The following is a 20,269-nucleotide window of genomic DNA, read 5'->3' on the forward strand; positions in this document are numbered from 1 at the left end:
GAAACCTTCGTCGGGGAGAATGTCATGACAGAGCCTCGTATCCATATCCCGCGAGACAGAATCATAGAATTCTGCCAGCGGTGGAAGATCACGGAGTTTTCACTTTTCGGCTCGGTGCTCCGCGACGATTTCCGGCCTGACAGCGATGTTGACGTGCTGATTTCCTTTGCCCCTGATGCTGCTTGGACCTTGCTCGACCATGTGGATATGCAGGACGAGCTCCAAACGATCTTCGGCCGGAGCGTGGATCTCGTGAGCCGCAAGGGGATAGAGCGGAGTCGGAATGAACTGCGACGCAAGGCCATACTTGAGTCGGCGGAGATCTTCTATGAAGCCGCGTGACCTGGCTTCGCTCGTTGACATCATCGAAGCCGCTCGTTTGGCCCGGAGTTTCCTGGCTGGAATCGCCAAGAATAATTTCGATTCGAATCTGATGGTCCAGTCCGCCGTCATACGCCAGATCGAGGTCATGGGGGAGGCGACGAAGCGACTCTCGGAGGAGTTCCGAAATGACCATCCCCATGTCCCCTGGCGCAAGATCGCCGGCATGCGGGATATTCTGATCCACGCCTACGATCATGTGGACCCGGATGAAGTCTGGAATGTCGTGACGGGTGCCATGCCCGGGCTCCTCGAGCAGCTCGAACTGCTCCTGAAATCACAACGATTGGATGGTTAATAAAGGAGGTTCCCCCATGCCTCACCAGAAAATCTACCTTGTCGGCGCAGGCATCGAAGGGTGGGAAGGGTTCGGCGCCAAGGCCCTGGAGGTCATCGGCAAGGCTGAGGTTCTCGTCGGCCACAAGCGGCACCTGGATATCTTCTCCGACTTCACCGGGAAGAAACAGGAACTGGGCGACCTCTCCATCCTCCTGGAGCAGCTCAGGAGCACCGACAAGCGGACCGTGGTCCTCGGTTCCGGCGACCCGAACTTTTTCGGCATCGCCCGGTTCCTGCTCCGCAACCTCCCCAAGGAGCGGATCGAGATCTTCCCCAACGTGACGAGCGTCCAGTACGCCTTTGCCCAGATCAAGGAGCCGTGGGACGACGCCATCTTCGTCTCGGTCCACGGCCGGGGGCTCAAGGGGGCCGTGGACCGGATCGTGGCCGCCGAGAAGGTGGCGGTCCTCACCGACAAGACCAACTCCCCGGCGGCCATCGCCCGGGAGCTCATCGCCCGGGGTGCCGAGGGGTACGAGGCGTGGCTCTGCGAGAACCTGGGGCTCCCCGGCGAGAAGTTCACCAGGACCGACGTGAAGGGGCTCCTGGAGCTGCCGGCGGCGGAGCTGAACATCCTCATTCTCATCAAGGCGTGGGAACCCCAGCTGGCCCAGTACCCGGTCATCGGCATCGACGATGACGAGTTCGCCACCGCCAAGAAGCTCATCACCAAGCAGGAGGTACGGGCCGTGACCCTGTCGAAGCTTCGGCTCCAGGATGACCTCGTTATGTGGGACATCGGCGCCGGGAGCGCTTCCGTCTCCATCGAAGCATCGAATCTCATGCCCAACGGCCGGATCTTCGCCCTGGAGAGGAATCCCCAGTACCTCGGCTTCATCCGCGATAACCTGAAAAAGTTCGTGGCCCGCAACGTGACCCTCGTGGAGGCCTTCGCCCCCGAGGGGCTCGACGATCTCCCGGACCCGGACCGGGTCTTCATCGGCGGTTCCGGCGGCATGCTGGAGGAGATCATTGATGCCGTGGACCGGCGCCTCAAATCCGAGGGGGTCATCGTTCTCAATGCCGTGACCCTCGACACCCTCACCAAGGCCGTGGAGTTCCTGGAGGACCACGGCTACACGGTGGAGGTGGCCTGCATCAATGTGGCCAAAACCAAGGGGCTCACCGAGTACAAGATGTTCGAGTCCCACAATCCTGTCTATATCATCACCGCCTGGAAGAGTGACGAATGACCGCTAAGATTTATGCCGTCGGCGTCGGCCCCGGCGACCCCGAGCTCCTGACGAGAAAGGCCGAGCGGATCATCCGTTCGGCCGCCGTCATCTGCGCCCCCACCGGCGCGGCCGATGCGGCCAGCTACGCCCTCTCCATCGTGGAGGACCTCATCGACCCCTCCCGCCAGGAGGTGCTTCCCCAGGTCTTTCCCATGCGCAAGGACCAGGAGGGGCTTGAAGCGTTCTGGGACGAGGCGGCCGCCCAGGTGGCCGCGCGGGTGCGGGCGGGGAGGGACGTGGCCTTCATCACCATCGGCGACCCGTTCCTCTACTCCACCTTCCTCTACCTCTATCGTATCTTTCAAGAGCGCTACCCGGATATCCCTGTCGAGATCGTGCCGGGGATATCCAGCATCAACGCCGCCGCTGCCGCTGCCGGCGTCCCCCTGGGGATGGCCGCCGAGCGGATCGCCATCCTCCCCACCACCTACGAGGACGACGAACTGCGCAGGACCTTCGCCGACTTCGATACCGTCATCCTCATGAAGGTGAACCGGGTCTTCGACCGGATTTACGCCCTGTTGAAGGAGCTGGGGCTGGAGCGGAAGGGGGTATTTGTCCGCCGGGTCGGTTCCGCCGACGAAGAGGTGATCTTCGACTTGGAGCGGCTCGTGGGGGAGAAGCTCGATTACCTGTCGCTGCTGATTGTGAAAAAGTAGGAGCCCTTAGTGACCATCGTCCATTTCATCGGCGCCGGTCCCGGCGATGCCGAACTTATAACTGTAAAGGGTGCCCGGCTCCTGCGGGAGGCGGATGTGGTGGTCTATGCCGGAAGCCTCGTGGATCGGGAGCTGGTCCGCACCTACGCCGCCGATGCTGAGGTTTACGACTCCGCCTCCATGACCCTGGAGGAGACCACGGCGGTCCTGGGCCAGGCGGTGGCGGACGGGAAGCGGGCCGTGCGGCTCCACACCGGTGATCCATCCATCTACGGAGCCATTCAGGAGCAGATGGCGGAGCTGGACCGGCTCGGTATTGCCTATGCCGTTGTCCCTGGGGTGACGAGCGCCTTTGCCGCCGCAGCGGCCCTCAGGCAGGAACTGACTCTCCCTGAAGTCTCCCAGACCGTCATCATCACGCGCCTTGCGGGGCGGACCCCGGTGCCGGAGCGGGAGAAGCTGACCGAAATCGCCAGGATCGGGGCAACGCTCGTCATCTACCTGTCGATCTCCATGGTGGAGCAGGTGGTGGCGGAGCTCCTGCAGGGGGCCTACACTCCGGCCACTCCGGTAGCGGTGGTGTCCAGGGCGTCGTGGCCCGACGAGCACGTGGTGGAGGGGACCCTGGCCGACATCGCCGGAAAGGTCCGGGACGCCGGTATCGGCAAGCAGGCCATCATCCTCGTGGGGGATGTGCTGAAGGCCCGCCGGGAAGGGCTCAAGAGCAAATCGCTCCTGTACGACAAGGGATTTTCCCACAAGTTCCGCAAGGGGATCGTTACCTAGTTTTCTCTGTGACCTCGGTGTCCTCTGTGGCAAAGGAGGCATGTTTTGCGCATCGCCATCATCGCCATAACCCGCAACGGCGCCCGGCTCGGCACGCAGCTGCGGGACGGGCTCGGAAGCGCGGAGCTCTACGTCCTGCAGAAATTCGCCGGGCAAGCAGGGACGGGGGCCGTTCCCTTTGCGGGGGAGCTCAAGGGACTGGTGGCGGAACTCTGGCCTGCCTTCGACGGTTTTGTCTTTATCATGGCCACGGGAATCGTGGTCCGGATGGTGGCACCCCACCTGGTTGCCAAGGATCTGGACCCGGCGGTGGTGGTGATGGACGATGCCGGCAAATTCGCCGTCTCTCTTCTCTCGGGGCACCTGGGGGGGGCCAACGAGCTCGCCTGCCGCTGTGCTTTCGTGACCGGCGCCCGGGAGGTGATTACCACCGCCACCGACGCCAACAATCTCCCTTCCTTTGATATGCTGGCCAAGGAGGAGGGGTGGGCCATCGACGACCTCTGCCGGGTAAAGACCCTGAACGCGCTCATTCTTGAGGGGGAGGAGATCGCCGTGGTGGACCCCACCGACCGGGTGCGGACCGCCTTCCACGGCACGGCGCGACTCACCTTCCACGATACCTTTGTGGAGGCCCTCCAGAGCGGCGCCAAGGGTTTTGTCTTCGTCACCAACCGACGGCTCCCCCCCCAGGCCCAGGCGGACAGCCTCCTCATCCTGCGCCCCCGCAACCTGGCCCTCGGCATCGGCTGCAACAGCGGCACCGGGGCCGAGGAAATAGCAGCGGTGGTGGACGCCCAGATGAAGCGCCTCTTCCTCTCCCTGAAGAGCGTCGCTTGCATCGGGAGCGCCGTGGCCAAACAGGAGGAGGCAGGGCTTCTGGCCTTTGCCCGGGAGCACGGCCTCCCCCTTCGTTTTTTCGAGAGCGGGGAGCTGAACGGTGTTGCCGTGCCGTCACCCCCTTCGGCCCATGCCCTGGAGGCCATTGGCGCCACCGGCGTTGCCGAACCGGCCGCAGTGCTGGCATCCAGCGGCGGGCGGCTCCTGCTGAAAAAGATCAAGAGCGGCAACGTGACGCTCGCCATCGCTGAAATACCGTAAGCTATCAAGAATCCAGAATTCAGAAGCCAGAATTCAGAAGAAAAGCACGGTCTTTTCATGATGGCTACTTCTGTATTCTGACTCCTGACTCCTTCATTTGAGGTTAACCATGTCCAAGCTCTACGTCGTCGGCATCGGTCCCGGCGACCTCGACCATATGACCTTCCAGGCCAACGAGGCCCTTGACGCCGCCGATGCGGTGGTGGGGTACAAGACCTACCTGGACCTGATCGCCCCTCTCATCGCCGGCAAGGAGATTGTCTCCTCCGGCATGATGAAGGAGGTGGAGCGCTGCCGCGAAGCCTTGGACCTGGCCGCCTCGGGGAAGACGGTGGCCCTGGTCTCCAGCGGCGACGCCGGCATCTACGGCATGGCGGGGCTCGCCCTGGAGCTGGCGGCGGAGTTGGTCGCCCCCCCCGAGATCGTGGTGGTTCCCGGCGTTTCGGCCGTGCAGGCGGCTGCAGCGGTCCTCGGCGCTCCCCTTATGCATGATTTCACCGTCATCTCCCTCTCGGATCTCCTGACCCCGTGGGACCTCATCGAACGGCGGCTTGTGGCCGCCGCTACGGCCGATTTCGTCGTAGCCCTCTACAACCCCCGGAGCAAGGGGCGGGTGCAGCAGATCGAGGAGGCCCGGCAGATCCTCCTGTCTGCCCGGCCGGCCGATACCCCGGTGGGGATCGTCCGCAACGCCTTGCGGGAGGGGGAGGAGCGGATCGTCACCACCCTCGGAAGGATGCTCGACCACCCCATCGATATGTTCTCCCTGGTCATCGTGGGGAACTCTGCCACTTTCGTCGACCCGGCGGGGCGGATGGTGACGCCGCGCGGCTATAAGGCAGGGACCAGGGACCAGGGACCGGGGACCGGGGAAAAACAAAAAAACTCAGCAGATGAGCATATTGCGGATTCCCCGTCTCGGGTTTTGAATTCCCGGTCCCCGGTCCCCGGTCCCCGGTCCCTGATGGTGGTCGGTACGGCCTCCGATGTGGGCAAATCGGTCCTCACGGCCGGCATCTGCCGCATCCTCAAGAACCGGGGCCTTCGGGTGGCCCCTTTCAAGTCCCAGAACATGGCCCTCAACTCGGCGGTCACCCCCGAGGGAGGGGAGATCGGCCGGGCCCAGGCGGTACAGGCGGCGGCCTGCGGTATCCCTCCCCATACCGACATGAACCCGATCCTTCTGAAACCTTCCTCCGATACGGGAAGTCAGGTCATCGTCGCGGGTGAGGTGGTGGGGAACATGTCGGTGCGGGAGTACCACGCCTATAAACCCATGGCTTTCGAGCGGGTACGGGAAAGTTTTGACCGCCTCTCCTCGGCCCACGATGTCGTGGTCATCGAGGGGGCCGGAAGCATCGCCGAGATCAACCTGAAAGCCCACGACATCGCCAACCTGAAGGTGGCCGAGATGGCCGGATGCCGGGCTATCCTCGTGGCCGACATCGACCGGGGCGGGGTCTTCGCCCAGATTATTGGGACCCTGGAGCTTCTGGAGCCGGCCGAGCGGGAGCGGATAGCCGGCATCGTCATCAACAAGTTCCGGGGAGATGCCTCGCTTCTCACGCCGGGAATCAAGTTCGTGGAGAAGCGGACCGGCGTGCCGGTTCTGGGGGTGGTCCCCTGCTTCAGCGGTTTCCGCATCCCCGAGGAGGACAGCGTCGCCCTGGAAAAACGGGGATCGGGGACCGGGGACCGGGGGCCGGGGGAAAAGATCAAAATCGGGGTGGTGAAGCTGCCGCGGATCTCCAACTACACCGACTTCGACGCCTTGGAAGCGGAACCCGACGTGCGTCTTACCTACGTGGAAGGGGCGGACCAGCTCCGGGGGCTCGATCTCCTCATTATCCCCGGGAGCAAGGCGACCACCACCGACCTCTACTTCCTCATGGAGCGGGGGCTCTTCGAGGCGATCCGGGCCTTCCAGGGGCCCATCGTGGGCATCTGCGGCGGCTACCAGATGCTGGGAAAGCGGGTCTCCGACCCCCACGCCGTGGAGTCGAGGATCCGGGAGGCCGAAGGGCTGGGTCTTCTGGACGTGGTGACGGTGATGCTGGAAAAGAAGACCACCCACCAGGCCCGGGCGGAGCTGCTGCCGGCAGGGTACCAGGTGGCTCCCCGCTGCCGGGGGGAACTGGAGGGGTACGAAATTCACATGGGGGAAACGATCCTCGGCCCCAGCGTCCGCCCCTTTGCCCGGGCCACGGAGCGGTCGGGGCGCATGGTGGAGGTGCTGGACGGCGCAGTCTCCTGCGACGGCCGGGTCTTCGGCACCTACCTCCACGGCATTTTCGACAACGCCGGCTTCCGGTCCGCCTTCCTCAATAAACTCCGGCGGGCCAAGGGGCTTGTTGAGCGCCCCGCGGCGGAAGCGCAGGACGACCCCTTTGATCTCCTGGCGGCCCACCTGGAGAAGCACCTGGACATGGAGCGGCTCCTGGCCGTCTGCGGGCTTGCCCGGTGACCGAGGCCGGCGCGGTCGTTTTGGCTGCGGTCCTGCTCGATCTTCTGTTTGGTGACCCCCGCTGGTTCCCCCATCCGGTGGTGGCCATCGGTAAGCTGATCGCGGCCCTGGAAAAGTTCCTGCGGCGGTTCGTGACCAACGAGCGTGCCGGCGGGGTGCTTCTCCTCCTGCTGACCGTTGGCATCTCCGCCGGCGTCGCCTGGGGGGCGGTGCGGGGAGCTTCTCTCGTCCACCCGCTCGCTGGAGTCGTTGTGTCGGCTCTCCTCGGGTGGACCTGTCTGGCGGCCCGGTCCCTCCACGGGGAATCGAAGCGGGTGGCCGACGCCCTGGTACGGGGCGACCTGCCGGAGGCCCGGCGGTATCTCTCCTTTATCGTGGGACGGGACACTGCTGGACTTTCCGAGCCGGAGGTCTGGCGCGGCGCCGTGGAGACCGTGGCTGAGAACACTTCCGACGGAGTCATCGCCCCGCTCCTCTTCCTCATGGTTGGCGGGACGCCCCTGGCCCTGGCCTACAAGGCGGTCAACACCCTCGATTCCATGGTGGGGTACAAAAACGAGCGATACCTTCTCTTCGGCTGGGCCTCGGCCCGGTGCGACGATCTGGCCAACCTGATCCCGGCCAGGCTCACGGGGCTCCTCATGTCCCTCGTTGCCCCCCTCGTGGGGCTGTTGGGCATCAATGCCTGGCGGATGATGCTTCGGGACGGCCGCAACCACTCATCCCCCAATAGCGGCATCCCCGAGGCGGCCGCCGCCGGCGCCCTCGGCGTGCAACTGGGGGGGACCAACATCTATTTCGGCAAGCCGGTGGCGAAGCCCACCATCGGCGATCCCCTCAACCCCCTCGACGCCACGGCCTGGCAGGGTGCCGTGCGGCTCATGTACGGCGCCGAGGGGCTCCTTCTGCTGGCCTGGGGAGCCTTTGCGCTGCGAGGTATCATTACTCCATGAAAGAAACCTTCGACCACGGCGGCACGATCTTCTCTGTTGCCCGTCAATTGGGCGTTTCCCCCGATGAGATCCTCGACTTCTCGGCGAGCATCAACCCCCTCGGCCCCCCGGAGGAGGCACGCGGAGCGGTGACGGCCGCCTTTGACCGGCTCGTCCACTACCCCGACAGCGGGGCCACGGAACTGCGGGATGCCCTGGCCCGCCGCCACCATCTTCTTCCCGATAATATCTGCGTTGCCAATGGCTCCACGGAACTGATTTATCTGGTTCCCCGGCTCGTCGGCGGCAGACGCGGCCTCATCGTCGCCCCCCCCTTCTCCGAGTATGCCAAGGGGCTCTCCCGGGCCGGCTGGGAGATCGACTATCTGGACCTCTCCCCCGCCGATTGCTTTACCCTTCACCTGGAGGCTCTCGACCAGCGTCTGGCGAAGGGGTGCGATCTCCTCTTTCTCGCCAATCCCGGCAATCCGACAGGGGTGCTTATCCCCCGCGAGGTCATCGTTGAGGTCGTCAGCCTCTGCCGCCGCCACGGTACCTTCCTCGTTCTCGATGAGGCGTTCATCGACTTTTGCGAGGAGGAGTCGTCCACGGACCTGGTGGTCGCAGGGGAAGGGGCTGTGGTACTCCGCTCCATGACCAAGTTCTACGCCATTCCGGGGCTCCGACTCGGCTACGCCATGGGGAGCGAGGAGGTAATCGCCCGGCTCTCCGCTCTGCGGGAGCCCTGGAGCGTCAACACCCTGGCCCAGGCCGCCGGCCTCGCCTGTCTGGCTGACGGGGAGTACCCGGCCCGGACCCGCGCCCTCGTGGAGACGGAGCGGGAGTGGCTTTCCGCCGGCATCGCCAGACTGCCGGGGCTTGCGGTCTATCCTTCCGCCGCCAACTACCTCCTGGTGCGGATTGACGCCGGACCCACGGCCCCGGAGCTGGCCACGCGGCTTCTCGCCGAGCGGGTTCTCATCCGGGACTGCTCCTCCTTCCGGGGGCTTTCGGAGCGGTTCTTCCGGGTTGCCGTGCGGGGGACAGAGGAGAATAGAAGGCTTCTGGAATTGTTGGGGAGGGTTTTTGCTGTGGATATCACTCGAAAACACAGAGCAACTGAGCAACTGAGAAAAATCTTTGAGAATGAATAACCTGGAGCAATAGTTACAGTACCCTGTGGGCTTGACGAGTTGCTTTCTCTGTTGCTCTGTTGCTCTGTGTTATTAAGCGAGAGGGGAGTCTTAGCCCCGCTTGCCGCTCTGGAGGATCACCACCCGGCAGCCGGGGAGCGCCAGCCGCAGGCGGTCGAGCCCCCCGTCGGTGACCGGGGCGTTGCTGATCGTGAGGGAGCGGAGCCGCGGCAGGTATCTGAGGGAGGTGAGCCCGGCGTCGGTGACCAGGGTGTCGTAGAGGTAGATTCGTTCGAGGTTTTTCAACTCCAGGAGATGGACTATCCCCTCGCTGGTTATTCCTTCGCCCGACAGGTAGAGTTCTCTTATACCCGTGAGCCGCAGGATGTGGGTCAGGTCTTCGTCGGCGATGCCGTAGAGGAAGCAGGCCTGGAGGTCGTCGGCCTGGAGGGTGCCGAGGAGGTCCAGGTCGGCCACGGCCCCTTCCCGCACATCGAGCCGCAGTCCCTTTCCCGCCGGCACGGCCACGGCGCCGAGTGCTTCGCCGAGGCGCTTCCAGTCGAGGAAGCTCCCCGAATTCCGTTCGCGAACGAAGAGGGCTCCGAGGGGACGGTCGGCGGGAAACCGGACGGTGCGGAAGGTGCCCGCCGGCGGTGACGGTGGTGTTTGAGCGGCCTGGGGGGCATCATCGGCATGGCGTCCGCGGCCCAACTCGTTGAGGGTTCTGCAGGAGGCGAGAATCTCGGCGTCAAGCCTCGACGCCATCTCGGCGATGATGTCGTGCCCCCGCCACCGGGCGTCCTGTACACGCTGGATCAGGCGGTAGAGATCGGTGTTCCGGAGCCGGGCCATCTCCAGCTCCACTCCCCTGATCCGCTCCACCACCCGGCCGATGCGCCGGATGACCAGGGCAAGCTCGCCGGCGGTGCCGACGGCCACGGCCGCTTCGGGGGAGAGTTGCCACTCTTCCAGGATTGCCTGGAGGGTGACCCGGTCCTCTTCGGCGTAGGCCCGGTTTGCCTCGGCCATGAGCTTCTGGCGGCGCCTGCGGTCCTCGTCGGACTCGGCGAAGTCGGGGTGGATCGCTTTGGCCACCCGGCGGTAGACGTTGCGGATTCCCTCGTTTTTCACCGTTGGCGCGATGCCCGGTTTTACCCGGGGGATATCCTCAAGTTCCGGTTCGTCATCCTGAAAACCGTAGTGCCGCCGCTCGTCTCCATCCCCCGTTCGGCTTCTGGCGGCGGCCCCAGAGCGGACCCTAGCAAGCTCCTGCCGCAGCTGGTCCAGTTCCCGGATCCGGTCTGCCATCTGCACGGAGTAGAGCTTCTCGAACTCCCGGATCTCCTCCCGAAGATCCTCCAGGTCGTGTTCGAGCCGTGCCAGACGCCGCTCCAGGGCGTGAAACTCCCGCCGCTTGCGTTCAAGCTCCTGCTCATCCGCAGTTGGTGTCCGTTTGTATCCTGATTTCATGAAAACCTGGAACGTTGAGAATGATGGTGCGGTGTTACGGGTTGAGAAGCGCCCGCTCAAGCTCGGGGGAGAGCCCCTTCTGTCCCGAGGCCGGGTACTGCTCCCGCTCCCAGAGGAAGAGGCCGGTGGTCTCGTCGAAGACGCGGACGGGCGCACTCCCCGGCAGCGGCATGATGGCGTACTCGGCGGCGAAGATGGTGCATCCCTCCAGGGCATGGCCGCCGAAAACCTTCCCCTCTTCGTCGGAAAGGGAGAGATGGAGGTGGACGAAGGGCCTGCCGTCCCGCAGCGATATGTTCCCCAGGCCGGAAATGATCTCCAGGGGTTTGGCGAAGGGGAGCTCCCGGTAGCTCTTGCTCCACTGGTCGTAAAAGCCGAGTTTTGCCCCCTGGAGGGCGCCGATCACCTGGATGGCGCCGGCCCGGATACCGTTGGCGCCGGCCGCCTCGATGAGGGCGCCGATCAGGTCCGCCTGGTGGGGGAGCTTGCCCATGAACATCGCCGTACCTCCGTCGTGTTCCGCCGGGGTGGCGGATTTCGGCCACTGTAGCCCATCTGCCCATGGGAGTCAACGGAGGGATTCCCCCTTGACAAGCACCGGACGGGGGGTATTTTAGAGCGGCAACCACCGCTTGTTATTCCTGCTTCGGCTGCCCCGTTTGCGGGCGAAAAAAGAGGGTTCATGAGACGCATTGCATTCATGGTTTTGGTGCTGGTCCTGGCGGCGCTCGCTTCCGGGTGCCGGAAAACGGAGGAAAAGGGTGCCGGCGGGATCGGCAAGCCGCGGATCGTCGCCACCATCTTCCCGGTCTACGAATTTGCCCGCGCCGTGGCAGGGGACAAGGCCGAGGTGACACTCCTCCTCCCTCCCGGCATGGAGCCCCACAGTTTCGAGCCCCAGCCGGGCGACATCGTGCGGGTAAGCAAGGCCGATCTCTTTATCTACACGAACCGGTACATGGAGCCGTGGGCCGGCGAGATCGTCAAGGGGGCCGGCGGCAGGAAGCTCACCGTGGTCGATGCGAGCCGGGGGGCAAAATTCCTCAAGGCAGGCGAGGGGAATAATCACGACGACCATGGCCACGGAGGGCACAGCCATGGCGGCGAGCGGATGGACCCCCACCTCTGGCTCGATTTCACCAACGCCCAGCTCATGGTGGACAACATCGCCGCAGCCCTTGCCGCAGCGGATCCGGCGAACCGGTCCGTCTACCTTGCCAATGCCGCCGCCTACCGCGCCAGGCTGGCCGACCTGGACGAACGGTACCGCAAGGGGCTCGCTTCGTGCGCCACGCGAACCATCCTCCATGGCGGGCACTACGCCTTCGGCTACCTGGCCAACCGCTACGGCCTCCGCTACCTGTCGGCCTATGCCGTTTCCGCCGACGCCGAGCCGACCCCGGCGAAGCTGGCGCAACTCGTGAATCAGGTGCGGGCCGAGGGACTGAAGTACATCTTCACCGAGGAGCTTCTCGATCCCCGCACCGCAGAGACCATCGCCCGGGAGACCGGCGCCTCCATCCTCATGCTCCACGGCGCCCATACCGTCTCGAAGGCCGATCTGGACAGGGGAGTCACCTTTATGGAGCTCATGGAGAAGAATCTGAAGAATCTGCGGGAGGGGCTCCAATGCCGGTAGGGGTGGTCACGGTCCAGGGGCTCTCCCATGCCTACCAGGGGGTCGACGCCCTGCTCGACGTATCGTTTGCCGTGGAAAAGGGGAGCTACGTGGGGATTGTCGGTCCCAACGGCTCGGGGAAGAGCACCCTTGTCCGCTGCATTCTGGGGCTTGCCCGCCCCGACCGGGGGCGCGTCGACCTCTTCGGAACCCCCCTCGCTTCCTTCGATCAGTGGCAGCGGGTCGGCTACCTCCCCCAGGGGCTCCAGCATTTCAATCCCCATTTTCCGGCCACCGTCGCCGAGGTGGTGGCGCTGGGACTCCTGGCCAACCGGAGCTTCCCCCGCCGCGTTCACCGGGAGGACGCCGGGGCCGTTGATCGGGCACTGGAGCTCATGGGTATCGGCGGCATCCGCAACCGGCTCATCGGCGAACTTTCCGGCGGCCTGCGGCAGCGGGTGCTCCTGGCCCGGGCCATGGTGAACGGGCCGGAACTCCTTGTCCTGGACGAACCCACCACGGCCCTGGATCCGGAGACCCGGGAAGTTTTCTACCGCACCATTCAGGAGCTGAACCGGGAGCGGAAAACCACCGTCATCCTCGTGACCCACGACAGCGGCACCATCGGCCGCTACGCGTCGAGTCTCCTCTACCTGGACAAGCGGCTCGTCTTCTACGGGGGTTTCGACGACTTCTGCGGTTCGCCGGAAATGGGCGACTTTTTCGGCTCCCACTCCCAGCACCTGATCTGCCATCGGCATCAAGACGGAGCACCCCGGTGACGTTCCTCGACATCTTTCAGTACGGCTTTCTCCTTCGGGCCCTTGCAGCCGGTTCCCTCATCGCGGCCCTCTGCGCAGTACTCGGGGTATTCCTCGTCCTGCGGCGCCTCTCACTCATCGGCGACGGCCTGGCCCATGTCACCTTCGGGAGCGTGGCGCTGGCCCTGTTCCTCCGTTTCCAGTCGGTCTATGCCACCGTCGCCGCCATCCCGGCCGTGCTCCTGGCGGCCCTGGGGATCCTGAGGCTGGCCGAGCGGGCGCGGATCTACGGCGACGCCGCCATCGGCATCGTCTCGTCCCTGGGGGTCGCCACCGGCATCCTGCTGGCGAGCATGGCCGGTGGCTTCAATGTGGACCTCTTCAGCTACCTCTTCGGCAACATCCTCTCCATCAGCCCCTTCGAACTGGGGCAGACGGCGGTCCTTTTCGTCATCGTCTGCCTCACGGTGCTCCTCTGCTATCACGACCTCTTCGCCATCGCCTTTGACGAGGAACTGGCCCGCACCTCGGGAATCCGGGTCGATCGGATCAACGCGGTGCTTGTTCTCCTTACGGCGCTCACTGTGGTCCTGGCCATGAAGGTGGTGGGGATCATGCTCATCTCGGCGCTTCTCATCCTCCCGGCGGTCACGTCGCTGCAGGTGGCCCGGGGGTTCCGGACCGCCATTGTCCTCGCCGTGGTTCTCGGGGTCCTGTCGGTGGTGGCCGGGATCGTCATCTCGTTCCTGGCGAACCTCCCTGCCGGCGCCACTATCATCCTGGTGAACTTCACCCTGTTCCTCATCTCCTTCGGGCTACGAAAGCTGCGGAAGTAGCGCGCAAAAAAAGATTCCTCTCCCTGGCAAAGTAGTCTATCATCCAGCCGTTTCGAGATCAGCCGCAGGAGAAGAGACCATGGGCGAAACCGTCAGATTCGGCATCTCCATCGACGACAAACTGTTGGAGAGTTTCGACCGCCTCATCGAGCAGAAGGGGTACATGAACCGCTCCGAGGCGGTCCGCGACCTGATCCGCGCGGCGCTGGTGGAGCTCAAGTGGGAGGGGGGCGAGGAGGAGACCGTCGGCACCGTGACCCTCGTCTACAACCACCACGTCCGGGACCTCTCCGACAAGCTCACCGAGCAGCAGCATTCCCACCACAACGAGATCGTCTCGGCCCTCCACGTCCATCTGGATGCCCACAACTGTCTTGAGGTCCTCGTGGTGCGAGGCAAGGCCCGGGAGGTGAAGAAGATCGCCGACGAGCTGATTGGCGTGAAGGGGGTCAAACACGGCAAGCTCGTCATGACCACCACGGGGGAGGAACTGCACTGAAAGGCCGGGACCGGGGTCCGGGAAAAGCGGTCAGGGGCGTTGAAAAATAGGGCGCGTTGTGCTCTAATCTACCGGTGAAATCGAACGTTTTCATAGCCCTCGGCTCGAACCAGGGGGATCGGGAGTTGAACCTTCTCCGGGCCGTGGCCGAGATCGGCAGGCTGGAGCAGACCCGCATCACGGCCCTTTCCGGCTTTTACGACACCGACCCCGTCGGGCCAGTGGACCAGCCCAACTTCCTCAACGCTGTCCTGAGGCTCGAAACGGCCCTCTCGCCCCGCCGGTTGCTCGCGGAACTCCAGCGGATCGAAACCGACGTGTTCCGGAGGGTGCGGGACGTCCCGTGGGGACCGCGCTCCATGGACCTGGACATCCTCCTCTACGGCGATCTCATCCTTGACGAAGAGGGGCTCGTCATCCCCCATCCCCGGCTCCACGAGCGGCGCTTCGTGCTGGTTCCCCTGGCGGAGATCGCCCCCCACCAGCTTCATCCCCGGCTCGGAAAAAGGGTGGACGAGCTGCTTCGTTTGCTCCCTCCCGGAGAGCGGGTGACCAGGATTTAGGAGTTTGCCGATGCGGCTGATTATCATGCTCATCCTGTTTTATGTGGGCTTCAGGATCGTGCAGGGTTTTTTGAACAAGAAGCAGGAAGAGAAGCCGACGATACCTGACCCGGAGAAGGAGGAGACCTTCCAGGACCCGGTCTGCGGCGTCTACGTCACCGAGGACGACGCCGTCATCGGCCGCCACGAGGGGAAAAGAATCCATTTCTGCTCCATGGCCTGCCTGGAGAAGTACCAGGCCGGCCTTGAGCATGCAGGCACCACCCATAACCAATCAAACCCGGAGGAACGAAAATGAAGTTTTTCATCGACACCGCAGACGTGAACGAAATCCGCGAGGCCCACGAGCTGGGGCTCGTGGACGGCGTCACCACCAACCCTTCGCTCATCGCCAAATCGGGACGCAAGTTCGAGGAGGTCATCAAGGAGATCACCGGCATCGTTGACGGCCCCATCTCCGCCGAGGTGGTCTCCCTGGACCATGACGGCATGATTCGCGAGGCCGAGGAGCTGGCCGCGATCCACAAGAACATCGTCATCAAGCTCCCCATGACCCCGGAAGGGCTCAAGGCCTGCACCACCCTCACGAAGAAAGGGATCAAGACCAACGTCACCCTCATCTTTACCGCCATGCAGGCCCTTCTGGCCGCCAAGGCCGGCGCCACCTACGTCTCCCCCTTTGTGGGGCGCCTCGACGACATCTCCCAGGACGGCATGGGGATCATCGACGACATCAAGACCATCTTCGACAACTACGGCTACACGGCAGAAATCATCGTGGCCAGCGTCCGGAACCCGATCCACGTCCTGAACGCCGCCCTCATCGGCGCTGACATCGCCACCATCCCCTTCTCGGTTATGCTTCAACTGGCCAAGCACCCCCTCACCGACGCCGGCATCGAGCGGTTCCTGAAGGACTGGGAGAAGGTGCCGAAGTAGCTTGCTCTTTGTTTCATAATTGTATGTTCAAAAGCCCCGTGTATCGAATGATATCCGGGGCTTTTGGCTTGAAAAATGGCTGTGTCTGCAAAGGAAAGCGGTTCGACTCTGATCCGAGGAATAATTTTGCCAACTCTGCGATGATTCTAGCGCTGACAGAGGTTCATAACTCTCGATATCGCGTTTGTGAAATCATTTACCCGACGAAAACCGCTTTACAAAATCAGCGGTTATATTTCGGAGTAGGCTGAAATATATCGCGTCCTGTTCGCTGGCAGGCCGACCGCTGATCATATACGTTTCTACTTCCTTGCTTCGTTTCTCGGACGATTTTTCTTTGTCATCGTCATCGCGGCTTTCCACTTCTTCTTGGTTGCAATCCTGCCCGTGGCATTTCATCAAGAAACTGGCAAAAACGCTTTTTGATGCGTCTTCCTGGTTGCTCCACCGATAAAACCATATGGTTTGACCCGTTTCGCTATCAATGGCGCTGATGTCTAGCATTGCGCCAAGTTTAGTCGCCGATAAAAGTTGCTTGAGTTCCTTTGAGCCAATTTCCTCTTTGATCTCTTTGATTTGACCTTCTTCCAGCTTCAGCGGCTTGAGCATGTCACCATATTCGTTTGACTCGTAGAAATTTCGCTCGAGTCGTGCATCGCGGTCAGGAGATAACTTCACACGCTCCAGGGAGTTGACTTGGAAGAGAAGCTGCGCTCCAAGCTTTTTCGCAACTTCCGTTGCAGTTGCATTAGTGTTTACAGCGATGGCCTGGTTCAACATGTTCCATGAGTACACAGTGAAGCCCTGACGAACGAGCGCTCTTTCAATTTCCGCCATTTCGACGCCGCAACGTGTCTTGACAACCTCTCCTTTTCCCTCCGCGGAACCAGTTGTGGCCGCTGCCGACTTGTCCGCACAAGACGAAGGCGCATTCAGGGCAACAGACTGTATTTGGGAAATCATCTTGTAATAACGGGGCGTAGCTGTGACATCTGGTGCATTCTCCTTCATTGTCTCAACTGCGCTGCTCTGAACAAGAACATACTGGGCGGGGCTGCATCCGGCAAGTACCAAACCAACGGTTGCAAGTGTTGCAAACAATGCCGATAAACTTCTGTTCATCTGTAAGCCCCCCCTTGTAATATTTTAAAGGTAATATTATTAAATGTCTCTATAAAATATTGTTTGATCTGCGTCAAGGGGTAAATGCGGAGGGTGGGACAAAAAGCTCCTTCATCCAGAACACCATCGTATTGTCGGTGACCTCCCCCTCAAGGTCGGGCCAGGGGAGGGTAACCCGGAGTTCCGGATATCGGGTGAACCCGGCCCTGGTCAGGTAGCCGTCGATGGGATGGTAGTCGTCCGGTCGCGGGGGGTGGTCTTCGGGCCGCTCGATGGTGGCACAGGCCAGGTGACGATACCTCCCCAATGAGTGGATATGTTCCTCGAACTCCTTCAGAAGCCGTGAGCCAAGCCCCTGCCCTCGGTAGCCCGGCAGGAAAAGCACTTCGCCAAGGTAGTAGATGGTGTCCAGGGAGAAGGGGCTGTCGGCGAATGGTGCCGTGAAGGTCGCCGGTTCCCCGCGTAATGGCACGCCGGTGCCGGCGCCGATGATGGCGTCACCGTCCCGGGCCACGAACACACAGGCATCCGGCGTGTCGGCGTAGGCCCGCAGATACTTCGTTTCGATTTCCCGGGAGCCCTTGTAGAGGTAGGGATACTCCCCGAATATCGTGATCCGGAGCCGGGCGATTTCCGAAAGGTGCGGTATGACAGCCGGTCCGGTGCATAGTTCCAGTTTGTATTTCCCCCAGTCCATTCGCTATCCCTCCCCGCCATTCCTGAACTGCTGCCTCGTCACCGTCCCCCAGTAGGGGTCGCTGTAGACGTCTTCCCGGTACGCGCCCCCCGTGTAGCTGCCGATGGCCCGGCGCCAGAACGCCTTGGCATTGTCGGCGCCGGCGATCTGGTTCACTTCCCAGGTCCCCCGGAACTGGTACTCGGCCTCCACCCTCTGCGTTCCGATGCGACCCTCGTTCTTGTAGGCATCTAGGCTGTTGACGAAATCGTAGTAGTAGTTGATGGGGTGATTCATGCGGATATCGAAGAGGTTGACCGTCGCATGGCTGCGGGCGTCGAACCGGTGGCTTGCCTCCAGTTCCAGCACGTCGGCCGTTGCGGTCTTAAGTTTGTTGCCGGTCTTCAGGACTGCCGACGTCTGCTCGATGGTCGGTGCCCGGAAGGCTCGGTTGTAGATGGCCTTGAGCTTTTCCTCGGTATGGGCGCTGGGACCCGCGGCCAGGGACAGGGCGCAGAGGAGGAGACACGAGCAGGGTATGCGGAAAAAGTGAGGGAAAACCATGGATGCCGGTGAATTGCCTCAGACCACGAGGGTCTTGGGGAATGCCACGTGAAAGGTTGTCCCTGTTCCTTCCAGGGATTCGAACCAGATGCGGCCCCGGTAGCGCTTGAGGAGCGCCCTCGCCAGGGGCATGCCGACGCCGTCGCCGGGGATGTCCAGGTCGGTGGCGCGCCTGAAGAACATGAACACCTTGTGCCTGTTGTATTCGGCAATGCCGATGCCGTTGTCGCGTATCGAGAAGATCACTTCCCGGTCATTTTCACCGGCTTTGATCGTTATGGCCCCGGGACGGGAGGGGTCGAGATACTTGACGGCATTGTCGAGGATGTTGCTGAATATCCGCTCGGTCACGGTGGGATCGATCATCAGGGAGGGAAACACCGCTTCCATGGAGATCTGGCAGTTCTTCTGCCCGATCCGGTGGCGCATGGCGGTGAGGACGCTCCAGATGAGGCTGGCCATGTCCACGCGCTGGTCGCTCAACGGTATCCCTTCCAGCTTGGAGAAGACAACCAGCAGATTGACCAGGCGTTCGACCCGCTTCGCGCTTGATTCCACAAAGCCGATGGCTTCGAGCATTTCCTCGCGATACTGGGTGAACAGCGCCTCGGATTCCGGGGAGAGATCCGGCGCCTTGCCGATCTGCCTCATGAAATTTTCGGTAAGGCCTCGCAGTTCGCCGGTGAAACCCTTGATGCTCACCACGGGCGAGCGGAGATCGTGGGAGACGCTGGAGACGAACGTCTGCAGTTCTCGTTCGGAGACCTCCAGGCGGGATTCTGCGGCGGCAAGGGTCTGCGCCACCTCCGGTATCTCCCTGCATTCGATAAGTTTCACGATGTAGCGGTAGGTGGCGAGGTTCTGGCTGAACACGGGGGAAACGACAGCAAGCAGGGACAGTCGGGCCCCGGAAGCCTTTCTCAGCTCCACCCCGCTGAAGGTCTCCATGCCGGCAATGCCGGGGGCTCCGCCTGCGCAAAGGACGACTTCATGGAACAAGCGGCCGGTGACCGCTTCCGCTCGGTAGCCGGAAAGGAGGGTGAACGCATCGTTTGCCTCGATGATCTTTCCGTCGGCCGCCACCACAAGGGTGGGGTGTGTGCTCCCGCTGCCGGACATCCCCTAGGGAAGCCTCATCATCGTGAGGGTCGCGGCGAGGAAGTCGATCGTCACTTGAAAGGCCGTGTAGTCCATGGGCTTGACCAGATAGAGGTTGGCCCCCTCTTGGTAACATCTGCGTATCTCGTCGGGGTGGTCCGTCGTGGTGAAGACGATGACCGGGACCGCGGCAGTGGCCTCATTTCCTTTGAGGCGCCGCAAGACCTCAAAACCGTCAATGCCGGGCATGTTGATGTCGAGGACAACGAGATGCCGGCGAAGATCTTCCGGGTGGGTCCCCTCGAAGTATTCCAGGGCCTTGCGCCCCGTATCGAAGGGGAGAATCTCCACATCGGAGCTCTTCATGAGGTTCTTGGTGATGAGCCTCGTATGCCCCGGTTCATCCTCGATCAGGATGAGCTTCGTCTTGATGGCGCCCTGCTGTGTCATGGCAGTTATCTCTCCCCTGTTGCGTCAGCGCTCAGGCTTTTCCGCCGGTGCCGCCGCACGTAGACCACCACCAGCACGACGCTGAAGATGATGACCCCGATCAGCGCCTGGTGGGAGTACTTTATGATGAGTTCCCGATTTTCGCCGATGACGTAGCCGATCCAGGTGAGGATCGTCACCCAGAAGAATGCCCCTGCGGCGGTGTAGAAGGCGAATTTCCCGTGATGCATTCCGGCAAGCCCTGCCGGGAGCGAGATCAGGTGCCGGATCACCGGGAGGAGCCGACCGATGAAGGTTGAAATCTCGCCGTGCTTGTGGAAGAATGTTTCAACTTTCGCGAACTTCTCTTCGGTGATCCAGACATACTTTCCGTATTTCAGAAGCAGGGGACGCCCCAGCCAGTGGGCGGCAAAGTAGTTGACGTAGGCACCCACGAGGCTCCCCACTGTCCCCAGGAGGATGGCTGCCCAGATGTTCATCTCCCCCTGCTGGGCCAGGTATCCGGCAGGCGGCATCACCAGCTCGCTCGGTATGGGGATGACGGAGCTTTCCATGGCCATGAGGATGAAGATTCCGGGGTAGCCCATGGCGCCGATGGTGGCCAGGAGCCAGTCGATGATCTGTTGCATGGGAAAATGTCCTT

24 protein-coding genes are annotated in these 20,269 nt (G+C 62.6%); 16 read left to right on the forward strand and 8 right to left on the reverse strand.

Features of this window, described 5'->3' with window-relative positions; all coding sequences use genetic code 11:
* Positions 1-24: 24 nt before the first annotated feature.
* The 9 genes from KJB29_RS08470 (at position 25) to cobD (ending at position 9,051) form a co-directional block, all read left to right on the forward strand.
* Positions 25-342: a nucleotidyltransferase family protein gene (locus KJB29_RS08470; RefSeq protein WP_215734232.1), complete on the forward strand. Its 318-nt coding sequence runs from the start codon at positions 25-27 to the stop codon at positions 340-342.
* On the forward strand, positions 329-679 hold the full coding sequence (locus KJB29_RS08475) for a HepT-like ribonuclease domain-containing protein (protein WP_004513849.1): 351 nt from the start codon (positions 329-331) through the stop codon (positions 677-679). The genes KJB29_RS08470 and KJB29_RS08475 overlap by 14 nt, the downstream gene beginning before the upstream one ends.
* 16 nt (positions 680-695) lie before the next feature.
* Positions 696-1,913, forward strand: a complete 1,218-nt coding sequence (cbiE, locus tag KJB29_RS08480; RefSeq protein ID WP_215734233.1) for a precorrin-6y C5,15-methyltransferase (decarboxylating) subunit CbiE — start codon at positions 696-698, stop codon at positions 1,911-1,913.
* Positions 1,910-2,614 carry a precorrin-2 C(20)-methyltransferase gene (cobI, locus tag KJB29_RS08485; RefSeq protein ID WP_215734234.1) on the forward strand — a complete coding sequence of 235 codons (705 nt, stop codon included), beginning with the start codon at positions 1,910-1,912 and terminating at the stop codon, positions 2,612-2,614. The genes cbiE and cobI overlap by 4 nt, the downstream gene beginning before the upstream one ends.
* A 9-nt stretch (positions 2,615-2,623) precedes the next feature.
* A complete protein-coding gene (gene cobM, locus KJB29_RS08490) occupies positions 2,624-3,400 on the forward strand; it encodes a precorrin-4 C(11)-methyltransferase (protein WP_215734235.1) in 777 nt (258 codons plus the stop codon).
* A 45-nt stretch (positions 3,401-3,445) separates the two neighbouring features.
* The gene (locus KJB29_RS08495; RefSeq protein ID WP_215734236.1) at positions 3,446-4,501 is read left to right on the forward strand and encodes a cobalt-precorrin 5A hydrolase; all 1,056 of its coding nucleotides are present in this window, start codon (positions 3,446-3,448) and stop codon (positions 4,499-4,501) included.
* Between the two features lie 109 nt (positions 4,502-4,610).
* Positions 4,611-6,965 carry a cobyric acid synthase gene (locus KJB29_RS08500; RefSeq protein WP_215734237.1) on the forward strand — a complete coding sequence of 785 codons (2,355 nt, stop codon included), beginning with the start codon at positions 4,611-4,613 and terminating at the stop codon, positions 6,963-6,965.
* Positions 6,962-7,918: an adenosylcobinamide-phosphate synthase CbiB gene (gene cbiB, locus KJB29_RS08505; protein ID WP_215734238.1), complete on the forward strand. Its 957-nt coding sequence runs from the start codon at positions 6,962-6,964 to the stop codon at positions 7,916-7,918. Before KJB29_RS08500 ends, cbiB begins: the two co-directional genes overlap by 4 nt.
* Positions 7,915-9,051: a threonine-phosphate decarboxylase CobD gene (cobD, locus tag KJB29_RS08510; RefSeq protein WP_215734239.1), complete on the forward strand. Its 1,137-nt coding sequence runs from the start codon at positions 7,915-7,917 to the stop codon at positions 9,049-9,051. The genes cbiB and cobD overlap by 4 nt, the downstream gene beginning before the upstream one ends.
* A gap of 90 nt (positions 9,052-9,141) precedes the next feature.
* Here cobD and KJB29_RS08515 read toward each other — a convergent pair whose 3' ends face one another.
* Together KJB29_RS08515 and KJB29_RS08520 are read right to left on the reverse strand one after the other, a co-directional pair.
* Positions 9,142-10,500: a J domain-containing protein gene (locus KJB29_RS08515; RefSeq protein ID WP_215734240.1), complete on the reverse strand. Its 1,359-nt coding sequence runs from the start codon at positions 10,498-10,500 to the stop codon at positions 9,142-9,144.
* A gap of 34 nt (positions 10,501-10,534) precedes the next feature.
* The gene (locus KJB29_RS08520) at positions 10,535-10,999 is read right to left on the reverse strand and encodes a PPC domain-containing DNA-binding protein (protein ID WP_215734241.1); all 465 of its coding nucleotides are present in this window, start codon (positions 10,997-10,999) and stop codon (positions 10,535-10,537) included.
* Positions 11,000-11,182: 183 nt separating this feature from the next.
* On the opposite strand from KJB29_RS08520, the gene KJB29_RS08525 reads away from it, so the two are divergent.
* From KJB29_RS08525 to fsa, 7 genes are all read left to right on the forward strand, one after another.
* Positions 11,183-12,139 (forward strand): metal ABC transporter substrate-binding protein, encoded by a 957-nt coding sequence (locus KJB29_RS08525; RefSeq protein WP_215734242.1) that lies wholly within the window; start codon positions 11,183-11,185, stop codon positions 12,137-12,139.
* Positions 12,130-12,900, forward strand: coding sequence for a metal ABC transporter ATP-binding protein (locus KJB29_RS08530; protein ID WP_215734243.1), 771 nt, complete (start codon positions 12,130-12,132; stop codon positions 12,898-12,900). The genes KJB29_RS08525 and KJB29_RS08530 overlap by 10 nt, the downstream gene beginning before the upstream one ends.
* Complete coding sequence (locus tag KJB29_RS08535) at positions 12,897-13,715, forward strand: metal ABC transporter permease (protein ID WP_215734244.1); 819 nt, start codon at positions 12,897-12,899, stop codon at positions 13,713-13,715. Before KJB29_RS08530 ends, KJB29_RS08535 begins: the two co-directional genes overlap by 4 nt.
* A 79-nt stretch (positions 13,716-13,794) precedes the next feature.
* Positions 13,795-14,214: a nickel-responsive transcriptional regulator NikR gene (nikR, locus tag KJB29_RS08540; protein WP_004512190.1), complete on the forward strand. Its 420-nt coding sequence runs from the start codon at positions 13,795-13,797 to the stop codon at positions 14,212-14,214.
* Positions 14,215-14,288: 74 nt separating this feature from the next.
* On the forward strand, positions 14,289-14,777 hold the full coding sequence (gene folK / locus KJB29_RS08545) for a 2-amino-4-hydroxy-6-hydroxymethyldihydropteridine diphosphokinase (protein WP_215734245.1): 489 nt from the start codon (positions 14,289-14,291) through the stop codon (positions 14,775-14,777).
* Positions 14,778-14,787: 10 nt separating this feature from the next.
* Complete coding sequence (locus KJB29_RS08550; RefSeq protein ID WP_215734246.1) at positions 14,788-15,075, forward strand: YHS domain-containing protein; 288 nt, start codon at positions 14,788-14,790, stop codon at positions 15,073-15,075.
* Positions 15,072-15,716 carry a fructose-6-phosphate aldolase gene (fsa, locus tag KJB29_RS08555; RefSeq protein ID WP_215734247.1) on the forward strand — a complete coding sequence of 215 codons (645 nt, stop codon included), beginning with the start codon at positions 15,072-15,074 and terminating at the stop codon, positions 15,714-15,716. The genes KJB29_RS08550 and fsa overlap by 4 nt, the downstream gene beginning before the upstream one ends.
* 192 nt (positions 15,717-15,908) lie before the next feature.
* Here fsa and KJB29_RS08560 read toward each other — a convergent pair whose 3' ends face one another.
* The 6 genes from KJB29_RS08560 to KJB29_RS08585 form a co-directional block, all read right to left on the reverse strand.
* Complete coding sequence (locus KJB29_RS08560; RefSeq protein ID WP_215734248.1) at positions 15,909-16,838, reverse strand: hypothetical protein; 930 nt, start codon at positions 16,836-16,838, stop codon at positions 15,909-15,911.
* Positions 16,839-16,911: 73 nt separating this feature from the next.
* Complete coding sequence (locus tag KJB29_RS08565) at positions 16,912-17,535, reverse strand: GNAT family N-acetyltransferase (protein WP_215734249.1); 624 nt, start codon at positions 17,533-17,535, stop codon at positions 16,912-16,914.
* A 3-nt stretch (positions 17,536-17,538) separates the two neighbouring features.
* Positions 17,539-18,078, reverse strand: coding sequence for a porin family protein (locus KJB29_RS08570; protein ID WP_215734250.1), 540 nt, complete (start codon positions 18,076-18,078; stop codon positions 17,539-17,541).
* Positions 18,079-18,096: 18 nt separating this feature from the next.
* Positions 18,097-19,197: a sensor histidine kinase gene (locus tag KJB29_RS08575; RefSeq protein ID WP_215734251.1), complete on the reverse strand. Its 1,101-nt coding sequence runs from the start codon at positions 19,195-19,197 to the stop codon at positions 18,097-18,099.
* A gap of 3 nt (positions 19,198-19,200) precedes the next feature.
* The gene (locus KJB29_RS08580) at positions 19,201-19,626 is read right to left on the reverse strand and encodes a response regulator (protein WP_215734252.1); all 426 of its coding nucleotides are present in this window, start codon (positions 19,624-19,626) and stop codon (positions 19,201-19,203) included.
* 5 nt (positions 19,627-19,631) lie between these two features.
* Entirely contained in the window at positions 19,632-20,255 is a 624-nt protein-coding gene (locus tag KJB29_RS08585) for a DedA family protein (protein WP_215734253.1), read from the reverse strand.
* Positions 20,256-20,269 lie beyond the last annotated feature (14 nt).

Source organism: Geobacter grbiciae, from assembly GCF_018531165.1.
GTDB lineage: Bacteria > Desulfobacterota > Desulfuromonadia > Geobacterales > Geobacteraceae > Geobacter > Geobacter metallireducens.

Coding starts and splice junctions, on each gene's coding strand:
- KJB29_RS08470 (WP_215734232.1), top strand. CDS start 25: ATGACAGAGCCTCGTATCCATATCCCGCGAGACAGAATCATAGAATTC.
- KJB29_RS08475 (WP_004513849.1), top strand. CDS start 329: ATGAAGCCGCGTGACCTGGCTTCGCTCGTTGACATCATCGAAGCCGCT.
- cbiE (WP_215734233.1), top strand. CDS start 696: ATGCCTCACCAGAAAATCTACCTTGTCGGCGCAGGCATCGAAGGGTGG.
- cobI (WP_215734234.1), top strand. CDS start 1,910: ATGACCGCTAAGATTTATGCCGTCGGCGTCGGCCCCGGCGACCCCGAG.
- KJB29_RS08500 (WP_215734237.1), top strand. CDS start 4,611: ATGTCCAAGCTCTACGTCGTCGGCATCGGTCCCGGCGACCTCGACCAT.
- cobD (WP_215734239.1), top strand. CDS start 7,915: ATGAAAGAAACCTTCGACCACGGCGGCACGATCTTCTCTGTTGCCCGT.
- KJB29_RS08515 (WP_215734240.1), bottom strand. CDS start 10,500: ATGAAATCAGGATACAAACGGACACCAACTGCGGATGAGCAGGAGCTT.
- KJB29_RS08520 (WP_215734241.1), bottom strand. CDS start 10,999: ATGTTCATGGGCAAGCTCCCCCACCAGGCGGACCTGATCGGCGCCCTC.
- KJB29_RS08525 (WP_215734242.1), top strand. CDS start 11,183: ATGAGACGCATTGCATTCATGGTTTTGGTGCTGGTCCTGGCGGCGCTC.
- KJB29_RS08530 (WP_215734243.1), top strand. CDS start 12,130: ATGCCGGTAGGGGTGGTCACGGTCCAGGGGCTCTCCCATGCCTACCAG.
- nikR (WP_004512190.1), top strand. CDS start 13,795: ATGGGCGAAACCGTCAGATTCGGCATCTCCATCGACGACAAACTGTTG.
- KJB29_RS08550 (WP_215734246.1), top strand. CDS start 14,788: ATGCGGCTGATTATCATGCTCATCCTGTTTTATGTGGGCTTCAGGATC.
- fsa (WP_215734247.1), top strand. CDS start 15,072: ATGAAGTTTTTCATCGACACCGCAGACGTGAACGAAATCCGCGAGGCC.
- KJB29_RS08560 (WP_215734248.1), bottom strand. CDS start 16,838: ATGAACAGAAGTTTATCGGCATTGTTTGCAACACTTGCAACCGTTGGT.
- KJB29_RS08565 (WP_215734249.1), bottom strand. CDS start 17,535: ATGGACTGGGGGAAATACAAACTGGAACTATGCACCGGACCGGCTGTC.
- KJB29_RS08570 (WP_215734250.1), bottom strand. CDS start 18,078: ATGGTTTTCCCTCACTTTTTCCGCATACCCTGCTCGTGTCTCCTCCTC.
- KJB29_RS08575 (WP_215734251.1), bottom strand. CDS start 19,197: ATGTCCGGCAGCGGGAGCACACACCCCACCCTTGTGGTGGCGGCCGAC.
- KJB29_RS08580 (WP_215734252.1), bottom strand. CDS start 19,626: ATGACACAGCAGGGCGCCATCAAGACGAAGCTCATCCTGATCGAGGAT.
- KJB29_RS08585 (WP_215734253.1), bottom strand. CDS start 20,255: ATGCAACAGATCATCGACTGGCTCCTGGCCACCATCGGCGCCATGGGC.